This window comes from Microbacterium sp. LEMMJ01, assembly GCF_002114135.1.
Classification (GTDB): Bacteria; Actinomycetota; Actinomycetes; order Actinomycetales; family Microbacteriaceae; genus Microbacterium.
Genome location: NZ_NCTV01000035.1, coordinates 145,915 through 161,476, shown reverse-complemented (window position 1 = coordinate 161,476; position 15,562 = coordinate 145,915). Strand labels below are relative to the sequence as shown.

Here is a 15,562-nt window from a genome sequence, read left to right as displayed (position 1 = left end):
GATCACCGGTCACAGGGCGCAGCGGAACCCGATGTGGGTCATGGCGGTGTCCTCCGCCTGCGCCGATCGCGCCGCGGGGCGGTAGCGGAGGCAGTACTCCGGAGCGCACAGGTGCGATCCCCCCTTGAGCACGCGGCGAGGGATGGGCGACCCGGGCTCGGAGGACAGCAGGCTCGCGCGTTGACCGGCGTCGACCCCCACCGCGCCCGGCGGCACGTGCCGGTGCGTCCAGTAGTCCGCCGTCCACTCCCAGACGTTGCCGATCATGTCGTGCAGGCCGTACCCGTTCGCGGGGAACGAGGCGACCGGCGCGGTGCCGATCCACCCGTCGGCACCGTCGTTCCGGTACGGGAAGGCGCCCTGCCAGGTGTCGGCCATGAGGGTGCCGTCCGGCTTCGTCTCCTGACCCCAGGCGAAGCGGGCGCCGACGAGGCCGCCGCGCGCCGCCCATTCCCACTCCGCCTCCGTGGCAAGGCGCTTGCCTGCCCACGCGGCGTAGGCGACGGCATCGGGGTACGCGACCTGCACGACCGGATGATCGAGGCGGTCGTCGATCGACGAGGCCGGTCCGAACGGGTGGCGCCAGGACGCCTCGGGCTCCCACCGCCACCACTGCCGCCAGTCGCGCAGGTCGACGGGGCCGCGAGTCGGCGTGAACACCATGGCGCCGGGGACGAGGTCGTCCGGATGCACCCCGGGGTAGTCGGCGGGGTCCATCGGCCGCTCGGCGATCGTGACGTAGCCGGTGTCCTCGACGAACGCGGCGTACTGGCGGTTCGTCACGGGGTGCTGATCCAGCGCGAACGCCTCCACGCGCCGTTCGTGGACGGGGCCTTCCTCCGGGTAGAACTCGTCCGACCCCATGAGCAGCGTTCCGCCGGGGACCTCGATCATCGCCGTCATGCCCTCATGCTAGGCCGCCGCCCGCTCCGCGCGGTCACTCGCGCGACAGCATCGCGGCCGCCTCGAGCTCCATATCGAGATACTGCTCCGCGCTCACGTCGACCGCCACGCCCAGGAGCGTGCCGCCGGTGAACGGGAACGGGTTGGCGTACTGCGCACTCACCGGGTCGGCACTGTCCCACCCGACGCAGAGCCCGTCGCCGCAGAGCGTGAACTTGCCGACTTGGGCCCGCATCGGACCGGACGCCACGGCGCGATCATCGACGTACAGCGTGGCGGTGCCGACGGACTCGCCGTGCTCCCCCGCTCCCTCCCGCACGAACTCCACGCCCAGGGTGTGCGGGCCGGGGGCGAGCTCGTCCGAGGTGAACGACTGCTCCGGCGGGATGCCGAGGAAGTTGTACACGTAGACGAGCCTGTTGTCCTTGAGGAACAGCGAGTGCCCGCCGAAGCGGGAGCCGTGCGCGAAGAGCACTCCCTCGGCGCCCTGCTCCAGGATGACGTCGGCGATGATCTTGTAGGAGCGCCCGCGGACGTTCACCGCGACGCTCTCCGGCACCGCCGCGGTGCCGGGGAAGTAGACGTACCGCTCCCGGGGCGCCTCGGCCTGAGGCCGGGGAACCGTGAGGATCTCGCGGGCCGACCGGTCGTCGAGGGGAAGGGCGAAGTTCGCCTCCGCCTCCGCGAACCACGCGGCGATGAGCTCCTGCAGCTTCTCCGGGTGCGTCGCGGCGAGGTCGTTCGACTCGGAGCGGTCCTCCGCCACGTGGTACAGCTCCCACACGTCGTCGTCGAAGTGGCCCTTGCCGCTCAGCGGCGCGTGCACCGCCGCCGCCTTCCAGCCGTCCTTCCAAATGCCCCTGGTGCCGAGCATCGAGTAGTACTGCACGCTCTTCCGCGTCGGCCCGTCCGGCGCGGCGTCGAAGGAGTACTTCATCGAGACGCCGTCGAGCGGTCGCTGCGGCACTCCGCGGTAGGACTCCGGCATCGCGATGCCGATCACGTCGAGCACCGTCGCCACGACGTCCACCGAGTGGTGGTACTGGTGGCGCAGCTCCCCCTTCGCCGCGATCCCCTTCGGCCAGTGCACGACCATCGGGTCGCAGGTGCCGCCGGAGTATTGGGAGTACCGCTTGAACATCTGGAAGGGCGTGGAGAACGCCGCCGCCCACCCCGTCGGGTAGTGGTTGTAGGTGTCGGCGGACCCGAGCGTGTCGATCATCGCGAGGTTCTCGGCGAGGTCGTCGGGGTAGCCGTTGAAGAACTTGTTCTCGTTCACGGAGCCGTCCGGCGATCCCTCCCCCGAGGCGCCGTTGTCGGCGCAGTAGAAGATGATCGTGTTGTCCAGCTGCCCCGTCTCCTCCAGGTAGTCCACGATCCGGCCGACTTGGGCATCCGTGTACTCGGAGAAGCCCGCGAAGACCTCCGCCATCCGCGCGAACAGCCTCCGCTCGTCGTCGTTCAGCTCCGCCCACGGGCGCACGTGATCGGCCGGGTTCGCCGCTTCTTCCGGCAGCGGGTTGAACGGCGTCATCTGCGTGCCCTCCGGCAGCACGCCCTTCTCGATCATGCGGGCGAGCACCCACTCGCGGTAGGCGTCGTAGCCGTCGTCGAACGCCCCCTTGTACTTGTCGATGTACTCCTGCGGCGCGTGGTGCGGCGCGTGGTTCGCGCCCGGGCAGAACCACATGTACCAGGGCTTCGAGGGATTCGAGGCCTGCTGGTTCCGGATCATCGCGAGCGCCTGGTCGGCGAGGTCCTTCGACAGGTGGTAGCCGTCCTCCGGGCGGTACGGCTGCTCGATGAAGTGGTTGTCCTCGACCAGGTCGGGGTACCAGTTGTTGGTCTCCCCGCCGAGGAAGCCGTAGAAGCGGTCGAAGCCGAGCTGCAGCGGCCACATCGAGCGGCTGCCCCCCGGCGCGATGTCCTCTTCCGGGACGTTGTGGTTCTTGCCGAGCCAGAACGTGCTGTACCCGTTCTCCTGCAGAACCTGTCCGATGGTCGCGCACTCGGCGGGGAGCCGCCCCGCGAAGCCGGGGAAGCCGTTCGTGCCCTCCATGATGACGCCCGCGCGATTGACGTGGTGGTTACGGCCCGTGAGCATGGTGGACCGCGTGGGAGAGCACAGCGCCGTGGTGTGCCACTGCGTGTAGGTGAGACCCCCGGCGGCCAGACGGTCCATCGTCGGCATCGCGATGCGGCCGCCATACGGCGACCAGGAGGCGAGGCCGGTATCGTCGTACAGCACCACGAGGACGTTCGGCGCTCCGTCCGGTGCCTTCCGCAGCTCGTACGGCGACCAGTCGGGACGGGAGTCGCGGACGTCCAGCGTGATCTCGCCCGAGAAGTCTGCGTTGAATTCCGACATCGTCTCTCCTTCGTTCCTGGCGCGTCCGCGCTCTCTTCGGCCTGAGTCTTCCGACCCCGCGCGCGTGCCGACAGGGGTCCTCACCCGCGCCGGGTGATCTCCGCGTCGCTCGCGTCCGCGCCGACGGCGGCGTCCTGCTCCTCCGGCGCCGTGGCGGGGACCGGCCGTCGCAGCAGCTCCACGAGGATCGTCAGCACGAGCACGCCGATCGCCACGCCGAGGACGGCGCCGAAGGTGACCGGACGCGTCGCCAGGAGGATGAGCACCCCGATCGCCATCCCGGCGATGAGGATCGCACCGCGATAGCGGTCGACCGCCCGCCCGAACCGCCCGGTGGAGATCCCCCGTGCCTCCGCCGTCTCGCGCAGCGCCCCGAACCCGCTCTCCGTGACGCCGCGCACCGTGCGCGCGCTGCGGCTCGACCCGGCGAGCCAGGCCCACAGCGCGATGAGGACCCCGACCAGAGCGAGCGCGACGATGGTGGACCCGAGGAGGGCCGTGAGCTGATCGAAGAGGGATTCGGCCGCCGACGCCGTCATGATCGACGGGCTGACGGCGCTGACGAAGAACCCGCGTCCGATCCCCATCCCGGCGGCGAGGAGGAGGAAGACGACGGCGAACCCGGCGCTCGTCCAGAACAGCGCCCGCGGCCGGTTCACCGCGAGCAGCACACCGAGGACGACGAGACCGAGCACGACCCACGGCAGCCAGAAGCCCGCCGTCACCGCGATCTGGTAGACCGTGCGGACCAGCACCAGGGCGTCGGCCTGCACCACCGGGATGGTGCGATCGATCACCGGGATGAGGTCGGCGACCCCGGCCCCACGCTCGGCCAGAGCCTCCTTGACGCGTTCGACGACCGCCCCCACGTCCACCGAGAGGACCCCGTCGTCGCTGAGGTCCAGCGCGGTGCCGGGCTCGTCCTGCAGGATGGCGACCGCGCGCTCGTGGGTGAAGCGGAGCGTCTCCGCCCAGATGTCGGCGAACTGCTGCGACGACACCACCTCGTGCACGACGCCGTCGATCAGGGACGACAGGCCGGAGGCGGCCGGCGCTTCCAACAGGCCGAGGGCGGCGGCGGCGCGCGGCGGGAGGTCGAGGGCACGCAGGCCGTCGAAGAGCTCGCCGACCACCGCATCCAGGTCGACCTGCTCGTCGATGGCGGCCGTCACCTGATCGGCGACGAAGTCCTGCACGTCCGGATCCTCGGCCAGCGGGGCGAAGGTCGCGACGAACCGGTCCGCGTCGACGAGCTGCAGCCGCGCCCATGTCCCCATCGCCGCGATCGGCGCGAGGAGCACGGCGACCACGAGCACGATCCCGGCGATGATGCTGCGGGCGGAGATCCGGCGTCGAGGGCGTCGGAGCGCCTCGTTCTCCTGCTCCAGCGCACGCAGCCGTGCCCGCAGGTCCTCGATCTCGCTCATCGCCGCCTCGTCTCGATCGTCGCGACGCTCAGCTCAGCAGCTTCTGCTTCGCGGCCGTGAACTCCTCGTCCGTCAGCACGCCGGAGGCCTTCAGCGATCCGAGCTCCTGCAGCTTGGCGATCAGGTCGTCCGCCGCTGCGGGCGGCGCGGCCGGCGGGCTCGTCGGCGGCGCATACTGCGCGGCCGCGGTGCGGGCCGCATCGTCCATCTGGGCCTGTTGCTGGGCGGCCTCGTACTGCTGCTGCTCGTACTCGCTCTGTGCGCGGCGCTCCTGGTGCCGCATCGCGGCTCCCTGCACCGCGGTCGCCGTCCCGGCGACCACCGCGGTCCGCGCGGCGAGACCGATGAGCCCCGGCCGGCCGAATCTCCGCAAGGGCATGTCATTCACCTTCCTGTTCGAGGATGTCCATCACCGCGTTCACGACGGGTGCCGGAACGCGCTCGCTGCGCAGCACCTGGCCTCCCGCGGCGGCCACATCCTGGGCGAGGGTCCGGGCGAACAGGAGCTCCAGGACCACGACCGCCGCCGACCGTCCCGGCGGCACGACCTCCGCCAGGGCGCGGACGTCGTCCTCGCTCGCGAGCCCGGCGACGATCGGCTCGAGGCCGTCGAGGACGGCAGTGCCGTCGTCCTCCTCGACCTCGAGGATGTCGAGATCCCCCTCCGCCGTCCGCGTCACCAGCACGAAGTCCAGCACGCGCACCACGCCCTTCGACACCAGGTCGGTCAGCGCGCCGAACGTGGACGGATCCGGCCGATCACCGTCGAAGCCCACGAGATAGAACTCGACGGGCCCGAATCGGAACTCCTTCATGTCGCCACCCTTCATCCGCGGTCCAGAATGGCACCGCCGTCGTCGCCCGCGCGCCGGTCCTCACCCGCTCCGGGTGAGGATTCGGGACTCCCTCTCCGTGCGGCTGTCACCATCGGAGGACGGGACGAATCGAGGGTGGCTATGAGGAGCCGGGTGCTGGGCGACGTGGCGTTCGTCGTGGTCGAGCTCCGCAGCGCACACCCGGGACCGCCCGTCCTCGAACCGCTGCTGCGTCAGGTCGAGGACGGCACGCTGCGCGTGCTCGACTTCCTCATCGTCCGCCGCGACGCCGCCGAGGGGCAGCGCATCACGGAGGTCGACGGCGACGACTTCTCGCTCGCCGGCCTGCCCCTGTACGCACCGGGACTGATCTCCCTCGACGATGTCCGGCATTTCCTCCCGTGGGTGCCTCCCGACGCCGTCGCGGCCGTCATCCTCGTCGAACAGCGCTGGGACGTCCGCTTCATCCGCGAGGTCGAGGACGCCGGGGACCGGATCCTGGCGACACAGGCGATCCCCTCCGCGGTCGCGAACGCCGCGCTCGTCGCCACCCTCGGTGCGGGCCCCTGACGCCGTGCCTGCTCACACGGTCGCGTGGACGGCCTCCCGCCGGGACGAGACCCCGAGCTTGCGGTAGATCGCTCGTTGATGCGTCTTCACCGTGTTCACCGACACGGAAAGCTCCTGGGCGATCTCCGGCAGCGTGCGCGCCGTCTGCATCTGGTGGAAGACGTCGCGTTCCCGCTCCGACAGCCGATCGGTCACGGAGCCGACCGCGTCGACGGCGAGGCATGTCTCGATGAACTCCTCGAACTGCGTGCCGTGATGCACATGCGCCTGCAGCAGCCGGCGCACCGCGACCTCGCGCGGGCCGAAGAGCACGACGAGATTCTCCGCGGACGCGACCGAGAGGGCGGCCTCGCACAGGTCATGCGCGTCCTCCTGGTGCCCCGTCGCCCTCCGGAGCGTGGCCGCGGTGATCAACGTGGCGGCTTTGACGTACGACAGCTCGGACGCACCCCGCAACGACCGCAGCATCTCCAGCGCCGCCGCATGCTCCTCGGCGCGACGCAGGATCCCGGACAGGGCGACGCCCACGAGCGGGAGGTCGATACCGCCGGCATACTTCTTCGCGATGCGCAGTGCGCGCTCCCTCCGCCCCACCGCCTCTTCGAGCAGGGCCACCGACGACTCCCGGAACGCCGGCCACTCCACCCCCTGGACGACGTCGATGGGGAGCTCCTGCACGCTGATGGCCGCTCGGCGGCAGATCGCGGGGTCTCCCGTGAGCGCGGCGGCATAGGCTCCCATCATGCGTGCATGTCCGGCCAGATCGCGGCCGGACGCGGCTTCCTCACGCGCCGCGTCGAAGATCCGGACCGCCTCCTCCGCCTCGCCCGACCAGTACGCCACCCACCCCGCGGCGGCCACGGCGCTTCCGCGCGCGAAGGTGTTCCGCGGAAGAAGAGCCTCCCGGGTGGTCTCGGCCTCGGCGAGCACGGCCGCGGCCTCCGTGAGCCGGCCGGAGGTGGCGAGGCCGTAGGCGAGATGTCCGACGGCGCGGGACGTGAGCTCCCGATCGCCGGCCTCCCTCGCCTCGCGCGCCGCCGCCGAGAAGTACTCGATCGCGAGGTCCGGCGATTCGCGATTGCGCAGCGCGGTCCACCCCAGCAGATGGTTGAGCGCCACCCGACCGCCGTACATCCTGTCGTCCTCGGCATCCAGCAGCGCACGGATCTCCGGACCGGATGCGGCCACCTCGACGGACGACTCCGCGAGCAGCAGGCGGACGATGAGCAGGACGGCGGGGTCGGCCTGCCCCGGCGTGCGATCGAGGAGTGCCTCCGCCCGTCGACACAGCTCCCGCGCGACGCGATGGTCCCCGAGGACGTCGCTGGCTCCGGCCCGCACGAGCAGCAGGTGCGGATCATCCGGGTTGTCGCGCAGGAGAGCCGTCGCCGTCCGCTCCACGTCGACGGCCGAGGAGCCGACCACGAGGCCCAGCCAGTGCCGCAGGAGGATGGCCCTGGCACCGGCCCGATCCCCGGCGCGCCGCGCGTGCGTCACGGCGGCGATCGGATCCGTGTGCTCCAGAGCACGAGCGGCCCGGCGGTGCACCGTGGCGAAACGCGCCGCATCCGTCCGCGCGAGGTCGGCGCACCGACGCGCGAACGCGGGGTGCCAGCGGTACGTCGGGCCCTCCGGGCCGTCGAACCGGTCGAGGAACAGCCCGAGCCGAACGCAGGTCTCCAGGAGGTCGGCGGCGTCGTCTCTCGCCGTGACCTGTGCGGCGGTGTCGGGCGTGAGCTCCGCGCAGGCCGTCCCCTCGAGGACGAAATCCGCGAGCGCGGGCGGCAGCGCGTCCAGGACGTGCTCACGGATGTACGCGCCGAGGAAGGACGAGGCCGTCGACGCCGGGCTCGACGGCAGGGAGCCGCCGACGAGGACCAGCCGCACCGCGATGGGCCAGCCCCCGGTCTCGTCGCGCACCGCGGCCGCATCGAGCCCACCGGGCGCCGACCGCGTCAGACTCCGGATCTCGTCCGCCGAGAACCGGAGGGTGTCCACGCCGACGAAGGCTCCCGGGTTCATGAGGCGGTGGCGGGACAGGGTGACCTCGATCAGGGTCGTCCCCACCAGGAGGAGCCGCAGTCCGTCCGGAGGCTGGTCGGCCAGGAGCCCGAGGAGACCATCGCTCCACGCCTCCCCGGCACGGTGGGCATCGTCGACGACGAGGTGCACCGGGTGCTCGGCGTCCTGGAACGCCGCACAGATCTGCCGGTAGGCGCGCACCGGATCCTCGATGTCCCGCGGCGCGGCGAACACGCGCCCCGCACGCTCCCCGGCGAGCGCCAGCGCGTTCAGGACACCGGCGGTCAGCAGTGCGGGGTCGTCGTCGGACGCGCTCAGCGCGAGCCAGGCGACGTCGTCGCGCGATGACGCCCAGGCAGCGACGGCGGTGGTCTTTCCATAGCCGCTGGGCGCGCTGAGGACCGTCACCCCGTCCGCCTCGATGGCAGCCGCGATCGCCGCGGTCACACGTTCCCGCGGCACGACGCCGATGGGCGTGGCGGGCGGCCGGAAGCGCATCGCCGGTCCCGGCCTCGTGGAACGTACGGGAGGCGACATGGCAACACGAAACCACGCGTCCGCGCCCCCTTCCAGGGCACCGACGCGCAATCACCCGGATGAAAGTGCTCTCTCGGGTCAGATCTTGACCGGGAAGGTGGCGAGCAGGACGACGCCGGTCACCGCGATGACGCCGCTGAGTGAGAAGAACACCGTGCGCCGCCACAGGGCGTGTTGATTCTGCGAGAGCGCGGCGAAGAACAGCACGAGCGCGAAGAGCACCGTCAGGAGGGAGTAGTCGTCGCCCCGCTGGTTGTTGCGCAGGGCGTCGGCGAAGCGCGCGTCGGCCTCGGCGGAGAGCTCCTCCGCCTCCCGTGCTCCCGGCGGGACGTACTCGTCCATCACGAACGGCCCTCGTTCGCTCCTGCCGTCCGCCACCCAGGCGTCGAAGGCGACGGCGAACTCGTCGGTGAACCGCTGTTCGACGAACTCGACGAGGTCCTCTCGCCCATCCGCCTCGGCGAGCACCCACTCGGTGAAGAGGGTGAGGTCGTACTGACGTGCGGCCTGTGCGGTCGCCTGCGCCGATGCCGCCTGCACCCGCGCGGAGGACGCCTGGCTGAAGGCGATGGACATCTCGCCACCCCACTTCGACGCCTCGAACCCGCACCAGGCGGTGAGCACGGCCGTCACCGCCAGCAGCGACACCGTGGCGATCTCGAGGAACCGATGGGGCCTGCGGGTCTCGCTCTGCGCATCCATGCGCTCATTGTGCGGTCCCGAGGGAGCGGGCGGTCGCGCGCTCACCCGAGTCGGGTGAGCCGTCCACTCATCGGCAGCGGGACCGGGCATGCCGCGGAACGGCCGTGCGTTCGGCGGTTACGCTGGCGGCGTGACCTCGCTCCCGTCTGCTCCCGGCCCCGCCGGTCCCACGCCGTCTCCGGCCCTGCGGATCCTGCTCATCCTGGCGGCGAGCGCGATCGTCCTCGCCGGGATCTCGCTGGCGCGCGAGGTGTTCGGCCCGCTGGCCCTCGCGATCGTCATCGTGGTGATCTGCGAACCCGTCCGTCGTCCCTTCCAGCGCCCCGGTCGGCCCGCCTGGATCGGGACGACCGCCGTGATCGTGCTCGCCTACGTGATCCTGCTGGCGATGGCGGCGCTGCTGTGGCTCGCCGGCACCCGGTTCGCCCGGCTCGTCGGCGACCTCGCATCGCAGGACGGCCTGGTGCGCGCCGCCGATCAGATCGTCGCCTGGCTGCAGTCCCTCGGGCTGGACCAGGAGGCGGCGGATGCCGCGGCCTCGATCCTCGACCCCGAGACCCTCCTCGGCCTGGCCGGGAGCCTGGGCAGCGCGGTGCTCGGGGTGGCGACAGCGCTGTTCTTCGTCTGCGCCTACATCATCTTCCTCGCCGCGGACGCCGCCCGCTATCGGACGGCTCCGGCCCTCTTCGGCGCCACGCACGGCCCCGCCCTGCAGCGCATCGCCCGGCTGCAGACGGGGGTCCGTCGCTACTACGTCGTGAACGCCGCGTTCGGCGCCCTCGTGGCCATCGTCGACGGTCTCGCCCTGTGGTGGATGGGCGTCCCCGCCCCGGTGGTCTGGGCGATCCTCGCGTTCGTGACGAACTTCATCCCGAACATCGGGTTCGTGCTGGGGCTCATCCCGCCGGCGATCCTGGCCTTCGTGGTGGGCGGCTGGCCACTGCTGCTCGGTGTCATCGCCGTGTACTGCGTGGTCAACGTCGTGCTCCAGGTGCTCGTCCAGCCCAAATTCGTCAGCGACGCCGTCGACCTGAGCCTGACGCTGAGCTTCTTCTCCGTCATCTTCTGGACCTTCGTGATCGGCCCGCTCGGCGCCATCCTGTCGATCCCGCTGACCCTGCTCGTGCGCGCCGTCGTGCTGGAGGGCGACCCGGGGGCGACCTGGGCGCGCTGGGTCAGCGGCGACCGCACGGCCGTCCCCGAGCCGACACCGGAGCCGTCCGCGGCGCCGACCCGGCGCCGGTTCCGCCGACGCTGACGCCGCTCCGCCGGCACCACACCGCGAAATCACCAGGGCGAGGTTGCCCGCCGCGCTGGTCGTCGCCGTCCGACGATGCCATCGTGAAGCCGGACACCATCGGCGACGAAGGGAGAGCGCATGCCGCGTCCGCTCGCGGGCCTGACCCGACGCACCCTCGTGACCGAGCTCACCGCGGGGGTCACCCTCCTGGCGATCGCCATCCCGCTCAACATCGGCTACGCGCAGATCGCCGGGCTCCCCGCGACCGCCGGACTGTACGCGCTGATCGTCCCGACCGTCGTCTACGCGCTCGTGGTGTCGTCGCGCCAGCTGGTCGCCTCCCCCGATGCCGCCGCCGCGGCCCTCGTGGCCTCCTCCATCGGCGGTCTGGCCGTCGCCGGCAGTGCCGACTACGCCACCCTGGCCCTCGCCCAGGCGATCCTCTGCGGTGGGATGTTCGTGCTGCTCGCCGTCTTCAAGCTCGGATTCCTGGCGAACTTCCTCTCCAAGCCGATCCTCGTCGGCTTCGTCGGCGGGCTGGCCCTGGACATCATGATCAGCCAGATCGCGAAGATGCTCGGGGTGAAGATCGACTCCGGAGCCGAGTTCGTGGACAAGGTCGTCGCGTTGGTGACCGGCCTGCCCTCGCTCAACGGCTGGTCGGTGCTCCTCGCCGCCGTCTCCGTCGCCGTGCTGCTCCTCGGACAGCGCTACCTCCGTGCCGTTCCCTGGGCGCTGATCGTGCTCGTCGCCACGACCATCACGGTCGTCCTCACCGGCCTCGACGGACGGGGCGTGGATGTGCTCGGCGAGGTCCCCGCCGGCCCTCCCGCGCTCACCTGGCCGATCATCGACTGGTCGCTGTGGCTCGCTCTCGTGCCCTCCGCGATCGCCCTGACCCTCGTCACCACCGCGGAGGGCCTGCTCGTGTCGCGCTCCTACGCCGAGAAGCATCGCTACCCGTTCCACGCCAACCGCGACCTGCTCGCCTTCGGCGTCGCGAACGTCGCCGCCGGCGCGCAGGGCAGCTTCGCCGTCGGATCCTCGACGTCGCGCACCGCGGCGATGGACCAGGCCGGCTCGCGCACCCAGCTCCCGGCGCTCGTGCTCGCCGTCGGCACGCTCCTGCTGCTGCTCTTCGGCACCGCGCTGCTCGCCGACATCCCTTCCCCCGCCATCGGCGCCATCGTCGGCGTCGCGATCATCCCGCTCCTCGGCATCCGCGACTTCATCCGCCTCTGGCGCCTCGACCGGTTCGAGTTCGTCATCGGTGCGGTCTGCTTCCTCGTGACCCTGTTCGTCGGTTCGATCGCGGGAATCCTCGTGGCGTTCGTGCTCGCCCTCGTCAACCTCGCGCAACGCGCCTCCCACCCCGCCATCGACGTGCTGGAGACCTCGGGCGACCCCGGCGAGTCCCTCCTGGAGGACGCTCCCGCCGGCACGACGACCGCGCCGGGAGTCATCGTCGTCCGGCTCGCGGCACCCCTGTTCTTCGCCAACGGCGCCGTGTTCTCGGCCGCCGTGAAGGAGGCGGTCCGCGCCGCAGGCCCGTCCGCCGTCCAGCACGTCGTCGTCGACATGGAGGCGGTGACGGACGTCGACGTCACGGGCGCCGAGGCCTTCCAGGCGCTGCGGGAGTGGCTCGACACGCAGTCGATCTCCCTCGCCTTCAGCCGCGTCCGGCCGAACACGCTCCGCCGCCTCCGCTCGCTGGGGATCCTCGACCGGGAACCGGTCTACGCGACCAACCGCGCCGCCATCACCGGGCTCGCGCCGACCGATGCCGCTTCGCCGGCTCCGAACAGGAAGGGCAGCTGAATGGGTGCCGTCATCGGGGAGATCCTCCCCCTCGCCGTGGGCGTCGCGATCAGCCCCGTGCCGATCATCGCCGCGATCCTCATGCTCCTGTCCCCGAAGGCACGGGTCACGAGCGTCGGATTCCTGCTCGGCTGGATCGCGGGCATCGTCGTGGCGGTCGGCCTCTTCACCCTGCTGTCGGCGGTGCTCCCCGAGGAGGATCCGGATGCCTCCCGCCCGATCCGCGGCGTCATCCAGCTCGTCCTCGGACTCCTGCTGCTGGTGCTGGCGGTCGGTCAGTGGCGCAAGCGCCCGCAGGCGGGGCAACCGGCGGCCCTGCCGTCGTGGATGAAGGCGATCGACACAATGTCGTTCGGCACGGCGCTCGGACTGGGGTTCCTGCTGTCGGCGGTGAATCCGAAGAACCTGCTCCTGGCCGCCGGAGCCGGGGTCGACATCGGGGGCGCGGCGCTCGACGGGGGGTCCACGATCCTCGTGATCGCCGTCTTCACCCTGATCGGGGCGTCGACCGTGCTCGTGCCCGTCGTCGGCTACCTCGTCGCCGCTGCACGGCTGCGCGCCCCGCTCGACGCCCTGCGCGGATGGCTCGCCGCCGAGAACGCGGTCATCATGGCCGTGCTGCTGCTCGTGATCGGCGTGTCCCTGATCGGCAAGGGCATCGGCAGCTTCTGAGCGCGCCGCCGCCGCGCCATGGAGATCACCCGGATGAACGCATCACGGGACCCGTGACCCCGGCCCTGACCCGGCAGTACTGTGCGGGGAAAGGCGGTTCGGCAGAGATGAAGGAGATGGACATGGCCCGTGACTTCCAGGGCAGAATCGAACTCGACGTCCGCGATTCGGAGGCCGACTGGGAGGCGTTCCTCCCGGCGAAGCCCCGCGAGGGAGCACCCAACGTGCTGGTCGTCCTCTATGACGACACCGGCATGGCGGCCTGGTCCCCGTACGGCGGACGCATCAACATGCCGACCATGGATCGCCTGGCGCAGAACGGTCTGACGTACTCGCAGTGGCACACGACGGCGCTGTGCTCCCCCACCCGCTCGACGTTCCTCACCGGACGCAACCACCACCTCAACGGCTTCGCGACGATCTCGGAGTCGTCGACCGGCTTCCCCGGCTACAACTCCCACATCCCCGACTCGAACACCACGATGGCCCACGTCCTCCGCGACGCCGGCTGGTCGACGTTCTGGGTGGGCAAGAACCACAACGTCCCGATCGACGAGTGGACGGCCGGCGCGTCCAAGAAGCACTGGCCGCTGGCGCAGGGGTACGACCGCTTCTACGGCTTCATCGGCGGCGAGACGAACAACTGGTATCCGTCCCTCGCCGAGGACAACCACTACATCGACCAGCCCTACCTCCCCGAGGACGGCTACCACCTCTCGAAGGACCTCGCCGATCGCGCGCTGTCGATGATCCGCGACGTCAAGCAGACCGAGCCGGACAAGCCCTGGTACATGTGGTTCTGCCCCGGCGCGAACCATGCCCCGCACCACGCGCCGCAGGAGTACATCGACAAGTACAAGGGCGTGTTCGACGACGGCTACGAGGCCTACCGCGAGTGGGTCCTCGCCCGGATGATCGAGAAGGGCATCGTCCCGGAAGGCACCGAGCTCACCGCGCTCAACCCGATGCCGGAGGGCACCTTCACACCTGTCGACGAGGTGCGTCCCTGGGACACCCTGAACGACGAGGAGAAGGCACTTTTCTCGCGCATGGCGGAGGTCTACGCCGGCTTCAGCGAGTACACCGACGCCCAGGTCGGCCGCATCGTGGACTACCTGGAGGAGTCCGGGCAGCTCGACAACACCCTCATCATCTACTGCGCCGACAACGGCGCGTCCGGCGAGGGCAGCCCCAACGGCTCCGTCAACGAGGGCAAGTTCTTCAACGGGGTACCTGACGACATCACGCAGAACATCACGATGAGGGATGCGCTGGGGTCCCCTGACACCTACAACCACTACCCGACCGGATGGGCCGCGGCCTTCTCCACGCCCTACAAGATGTTCAAGCGCTACACCTACCAGGGCGGCGTGTGCGATCCGCTGGTGATCCACTGGCCCGCCGGCATCAAGGCCCGCGGCGAGGTGCGTCATCAGTACCACCACTCCACCGACATCGTGCCGACGATCCTCGAAGCCTGCGGCGTCGAGTTCCCGGAGGTCTACAACGGCATCGAGCAGACGCCGCTCTCCGGCGTCTCGATGGCCTACTCGTTCGACGCCGCCCCAGACGCGCCGACAGCGAAGGAGACGCAGTACTACGAGATGCTTGGACAGCGCGGCATCTGGCACAACGGGTGGAAGGCCGTGGCCGTGCATGGCCCGATGAGCGGGGGCGGCCACTTTCTCGACGACGAGTGGGAGCTCTATCACACGGACGTCGATCGCGCCGAGGCCGTCAACCTCGCCGCCGAGCATCCCGACAAGCTGGAGGAGCTCAAGGCCCTCTGGATGGAGGAGGCGAAGGCGAACGCGGTGCTCCCACTGAACGACCTCCAGATCATCGGCAACCCCGAAGACCTGCAGACCTTCCTCAACATGGAGTTCCACCAACCCGTACCGCCGTCCGGTCGATTCGTCTACTACCCGGGCACCAGTGAGGTGCCCGAGCGATCGGCGGCGAACACCCACGGCGTCTCCTTCAAGATCGCCGCGGAGGTCGAGTTCACGCCAGACACCGAGGGCGTCATCTTCGCGCACGGCTCCCGCTTCGGCGGACACACACTCTTCGTCAAGGACGGCGAAGTGCACTACGTCTACAACTACCTCGGCATCCCTCCTGAGAATCACGTATCTGCACCGATTCCGGCACCCGGTTCCCACATCGTCGGGATCGAGTTCACGAAAACGCACACTGGAGACTCGCTGGAGGCCGTGGGCCCCCTCCGACTTCACATCAATGACGCCGTCGTAGGCGAAATGGAACTCCACACCACTCTCGGCCACTTCTCGCTCTGCGGCGAAGGCCTGACGATCGGGCGGGACAGCGCCGACCCCGTGTCGTCCCTGTACGGCTACGGGTTCGACTTCCGCGGCGGCCACATAACGCAGGTCGTTTTCGACGTCGCCGACGACGCCTACATCGACCTGGAGGCGCACCTGGCGGCAGCAATGGCCCGCGACTGACGGCCCCGCGGCCGCCCGGGCCC

General features: G+C 70.5%; 12 protein-coding genes. 5 read left to right on the top strand and 7 right to left on the bottom strand.

All coding sequences use genetic code 11. From position 1 onward, the window contains the following. Positions 1-9: 9 nt before the first annotated feature. The 5 genes from B7W94_RS14055 to B7W94_RS14035 form a co-directional block, all read right to left on the bottom strand. Positions 10-894 (bottom strand): formylglycine-generating enzyme family protein, encoded by an 885-nt coding sequence (locus B7W94_RS14055; protein ID WP_425375305.1) that lies wholly within the window; start codon positions 892-894, stop codon positions 10-12. Positions 895-937: 43 nt separating this feature from the next. Then, complete coding sequence (locus B7W94_RS14050; RefSeq protein WP_085607244.1) at positions 938-3,271, bottom strand: arylsulfatase; 2,334 nt, start codon at positions 3,269-3,271, stop codon at positions 938-940. Between the two features lie 80 nt (positions 3,272-3,351). After that, entirely contained in the window at positions 3,352-4,698 is a 1,347-nt protein-coding gene (locus tag B7W94_RS14045) for a hypothetical protein (protein WP_216353901.1), read from the bottom strand. 28 nt (positions 4,699-4,726) lie between these two features. Beyond that, the gene (locus B7W94_RS14040) at positions 4,727-5,077 is read right to left on the bottom strand and encodes an SHOCT domain-containing protein (protein WP_085607242.1); all 351 of its coding nucleotides are present in this window, start codon (positions 5,075-5,077) and stop codon (positions 4,727-4,729) included. Between the two features lies 1 nt (position 5,078). Further along, on the bottom strand, positions 5,079-5,513 hold the full coding sequence (locus B7W94_RS14035) for a DUF6325 family protein (RefSeq protein WP_025103111.1): 435 nt from the start codon (positions 5,511-5,513) through the stop codon (positions 5,079-5,081). Between the two features lie 141 nt (positions 5,514-5,654). On the opposite strand from B7W94_RS14035, the gene B7W94_RS14030 reads away from it, so the two are divergent. Beyond that, positions 5,655-6,083, top strand: a complete 429-nt coding sequence (locus B7W94_RS14030; protein ID WP_139833334.1) for a DUF6325 family protein — start codon at positions 5,655-5,657, stop codon at positions 6,081-6,083. A 12-nt stretch (positions 6,084-6,095) separates the two neighbouring features. Here the strand turns inward: B7W94_RS14030 and B7W94_RS14025 are convergent, their stop codons facing one another. Continuing rightward, on the bottom strand, positions 6,096-8,642 hold the full coding sequence (locus tag B7W94_RS14025) for a LuxR C-terminal-related transcriptional regulator (protein ID WP_253247447.1): 2,547 nt from the start codon (positions 8,640-8,642) through the stop codon (positions 6,096-6,098). A 78-nt stretch (positions 8,643-8,720) separates the two neighbouring features. After that, positions 8,721-9,344, bottom strand: a complete 624-nt coding sequence (locus B7W94_RS14020; protein ID WP_085607240.1) for a hypothetical protein — start codon at positions 9,342-9,344, stop codon at positions 8,721-8,723. Positions 9,345-9,474: 130 nt separating this feature from the next. Here B7W94_RS14020 and B7W94_RS14015 point away from each other — a divergent pair, with 130 nt between their 5' ends. The 4 genes from B7W94_RS14015 (at position 9,475) to B7W94_RS14000 (ending at position 15,539) form a co-directional block, all read left to right on the top strand. Then, a complete protein-coding gene (locus tag B7W94_RS14015) occupies positions 9,475-10,602 on the top strand; it encodes an AI-2E family transporter (protein WP_253247446.1) in 1,128 nt (375 codons plus the stop codon). A 120-nt stretch (positions 10,603-10,722) separates the two neighbouring features. Beyond that, the gene (locus B7W94_RS14010) at positions 10,723-12,402 is read left to right on the top strand and encodes a SulP family inorganic anion transporter (protein ID WP_085607236.1); all 1,680 of its coding nucleotides are present in this window, start codon (positions 10,723-10,725) and stop codon (positions 12,400-12,402) included. Then, a complete protein-coding gene (locus B7W94_RS14005; RefSeq protein ID WP_085607234.1) occupies positions 12,403-13,074 on the top strand; it encodes a GAP family protein in 672 nt (223 codons plus the stop codon). It begins immediately after the preceding gene. A gap of 122 nt (positions 13,075-13,196) precedes the next feature. Next, positions 13,197-15,539, top strand: a complete 2,343-nt coding sequence (locus tag B7W94_RS14000) for an arylsulfatase (RefSeq protein WP_085607231.1) — start codon at positions 13,197-13,199, stop codon at positions 15,537-15,539. Positions 15,540-15,562: the final 23 nt, after the last annotated feature.

Bases quoted from the DNA above. Each gene is read 5' to 3' on its own strand.
- B7W94_RS14050 (WP_085607244.1), bottom strand. From the start codon at position 3,271: ATGTCGGAATTCAACGCAGACTTCTCGGGCGAGATCACGCTGGACGTC.
- B7W94_RS14035 (WP_025103111.1), bottom strand. From the start codon at position 5,513: ATGAAGGAGTTCCGATTCGGGCCCGTCGAGTTCTATCTCGTGGGCTTC.
- B7W94_RS14010 (WP_085607236.1), top strand. From the start codon at position 10,723: ATGCCGCGTCCGCTCGCGGGCCTGACCCGACGCACCCTCGTGACCGAG.
- B7W94_RS14040 (WP_085607242.1), bottom strand. From the start codon at position 5,077: ATGCCCTTGCGGAGATTCGGCCGGCCGGGGCTCATCGGTCTCGCCGCG.
- B7W94_RS14025 (WP_253247447.1), bottom strand. From the start codon at position 8,642: ATGTCGCCTCCCGTACGTTCCACGAGGCCGGGACCGGCGATGCGCTTC.
- B7W94_RS14055 (WP_425375305.1), bottom strand. From the start codon at position 894: ATGATCGAGGTCCCCGGCGGAACGCTGCTCATGGGGTCGGACGAGTTC.
- B7W94_RS14045 (WP_216353901.1), bottom strand. From the start codon at position 4,698: ATGAGCGAGATCGAGGACCTGCGGGCACGGCTGCGTGCGCTGGAGCAG.
- B7W94_RS14020 (WP_085607240.1), bottom strand. From the start codon at position 9,344: ATGGATGCGCAGAGCGAGACCCGCAGGCCCCATCGGTTCCTCGAGATC.
- B7W94_RS14005 (WP_085607234.1), top strand. From the start codon at position 12,403: ATGGGTGCCGTCATCGGGGAGATCCTCCCCCTCGCCGTGGGCGTCGCG.
- B7W94_RS14000 (WP_085607231.1), top strand. From the start codon at position 13,197: ATGGCCCGTGACTTCCAGGGCAGAATCGAACTCGACGTCCGCGATTCG.
- B7W94_RS14030 (WP_139833334.1), top strand. From the start codon at position 5,655: ATGAGGAGCCGGGTGCTGGGCGACGTGGCGTTCGTCGTGGTCGAGCTC.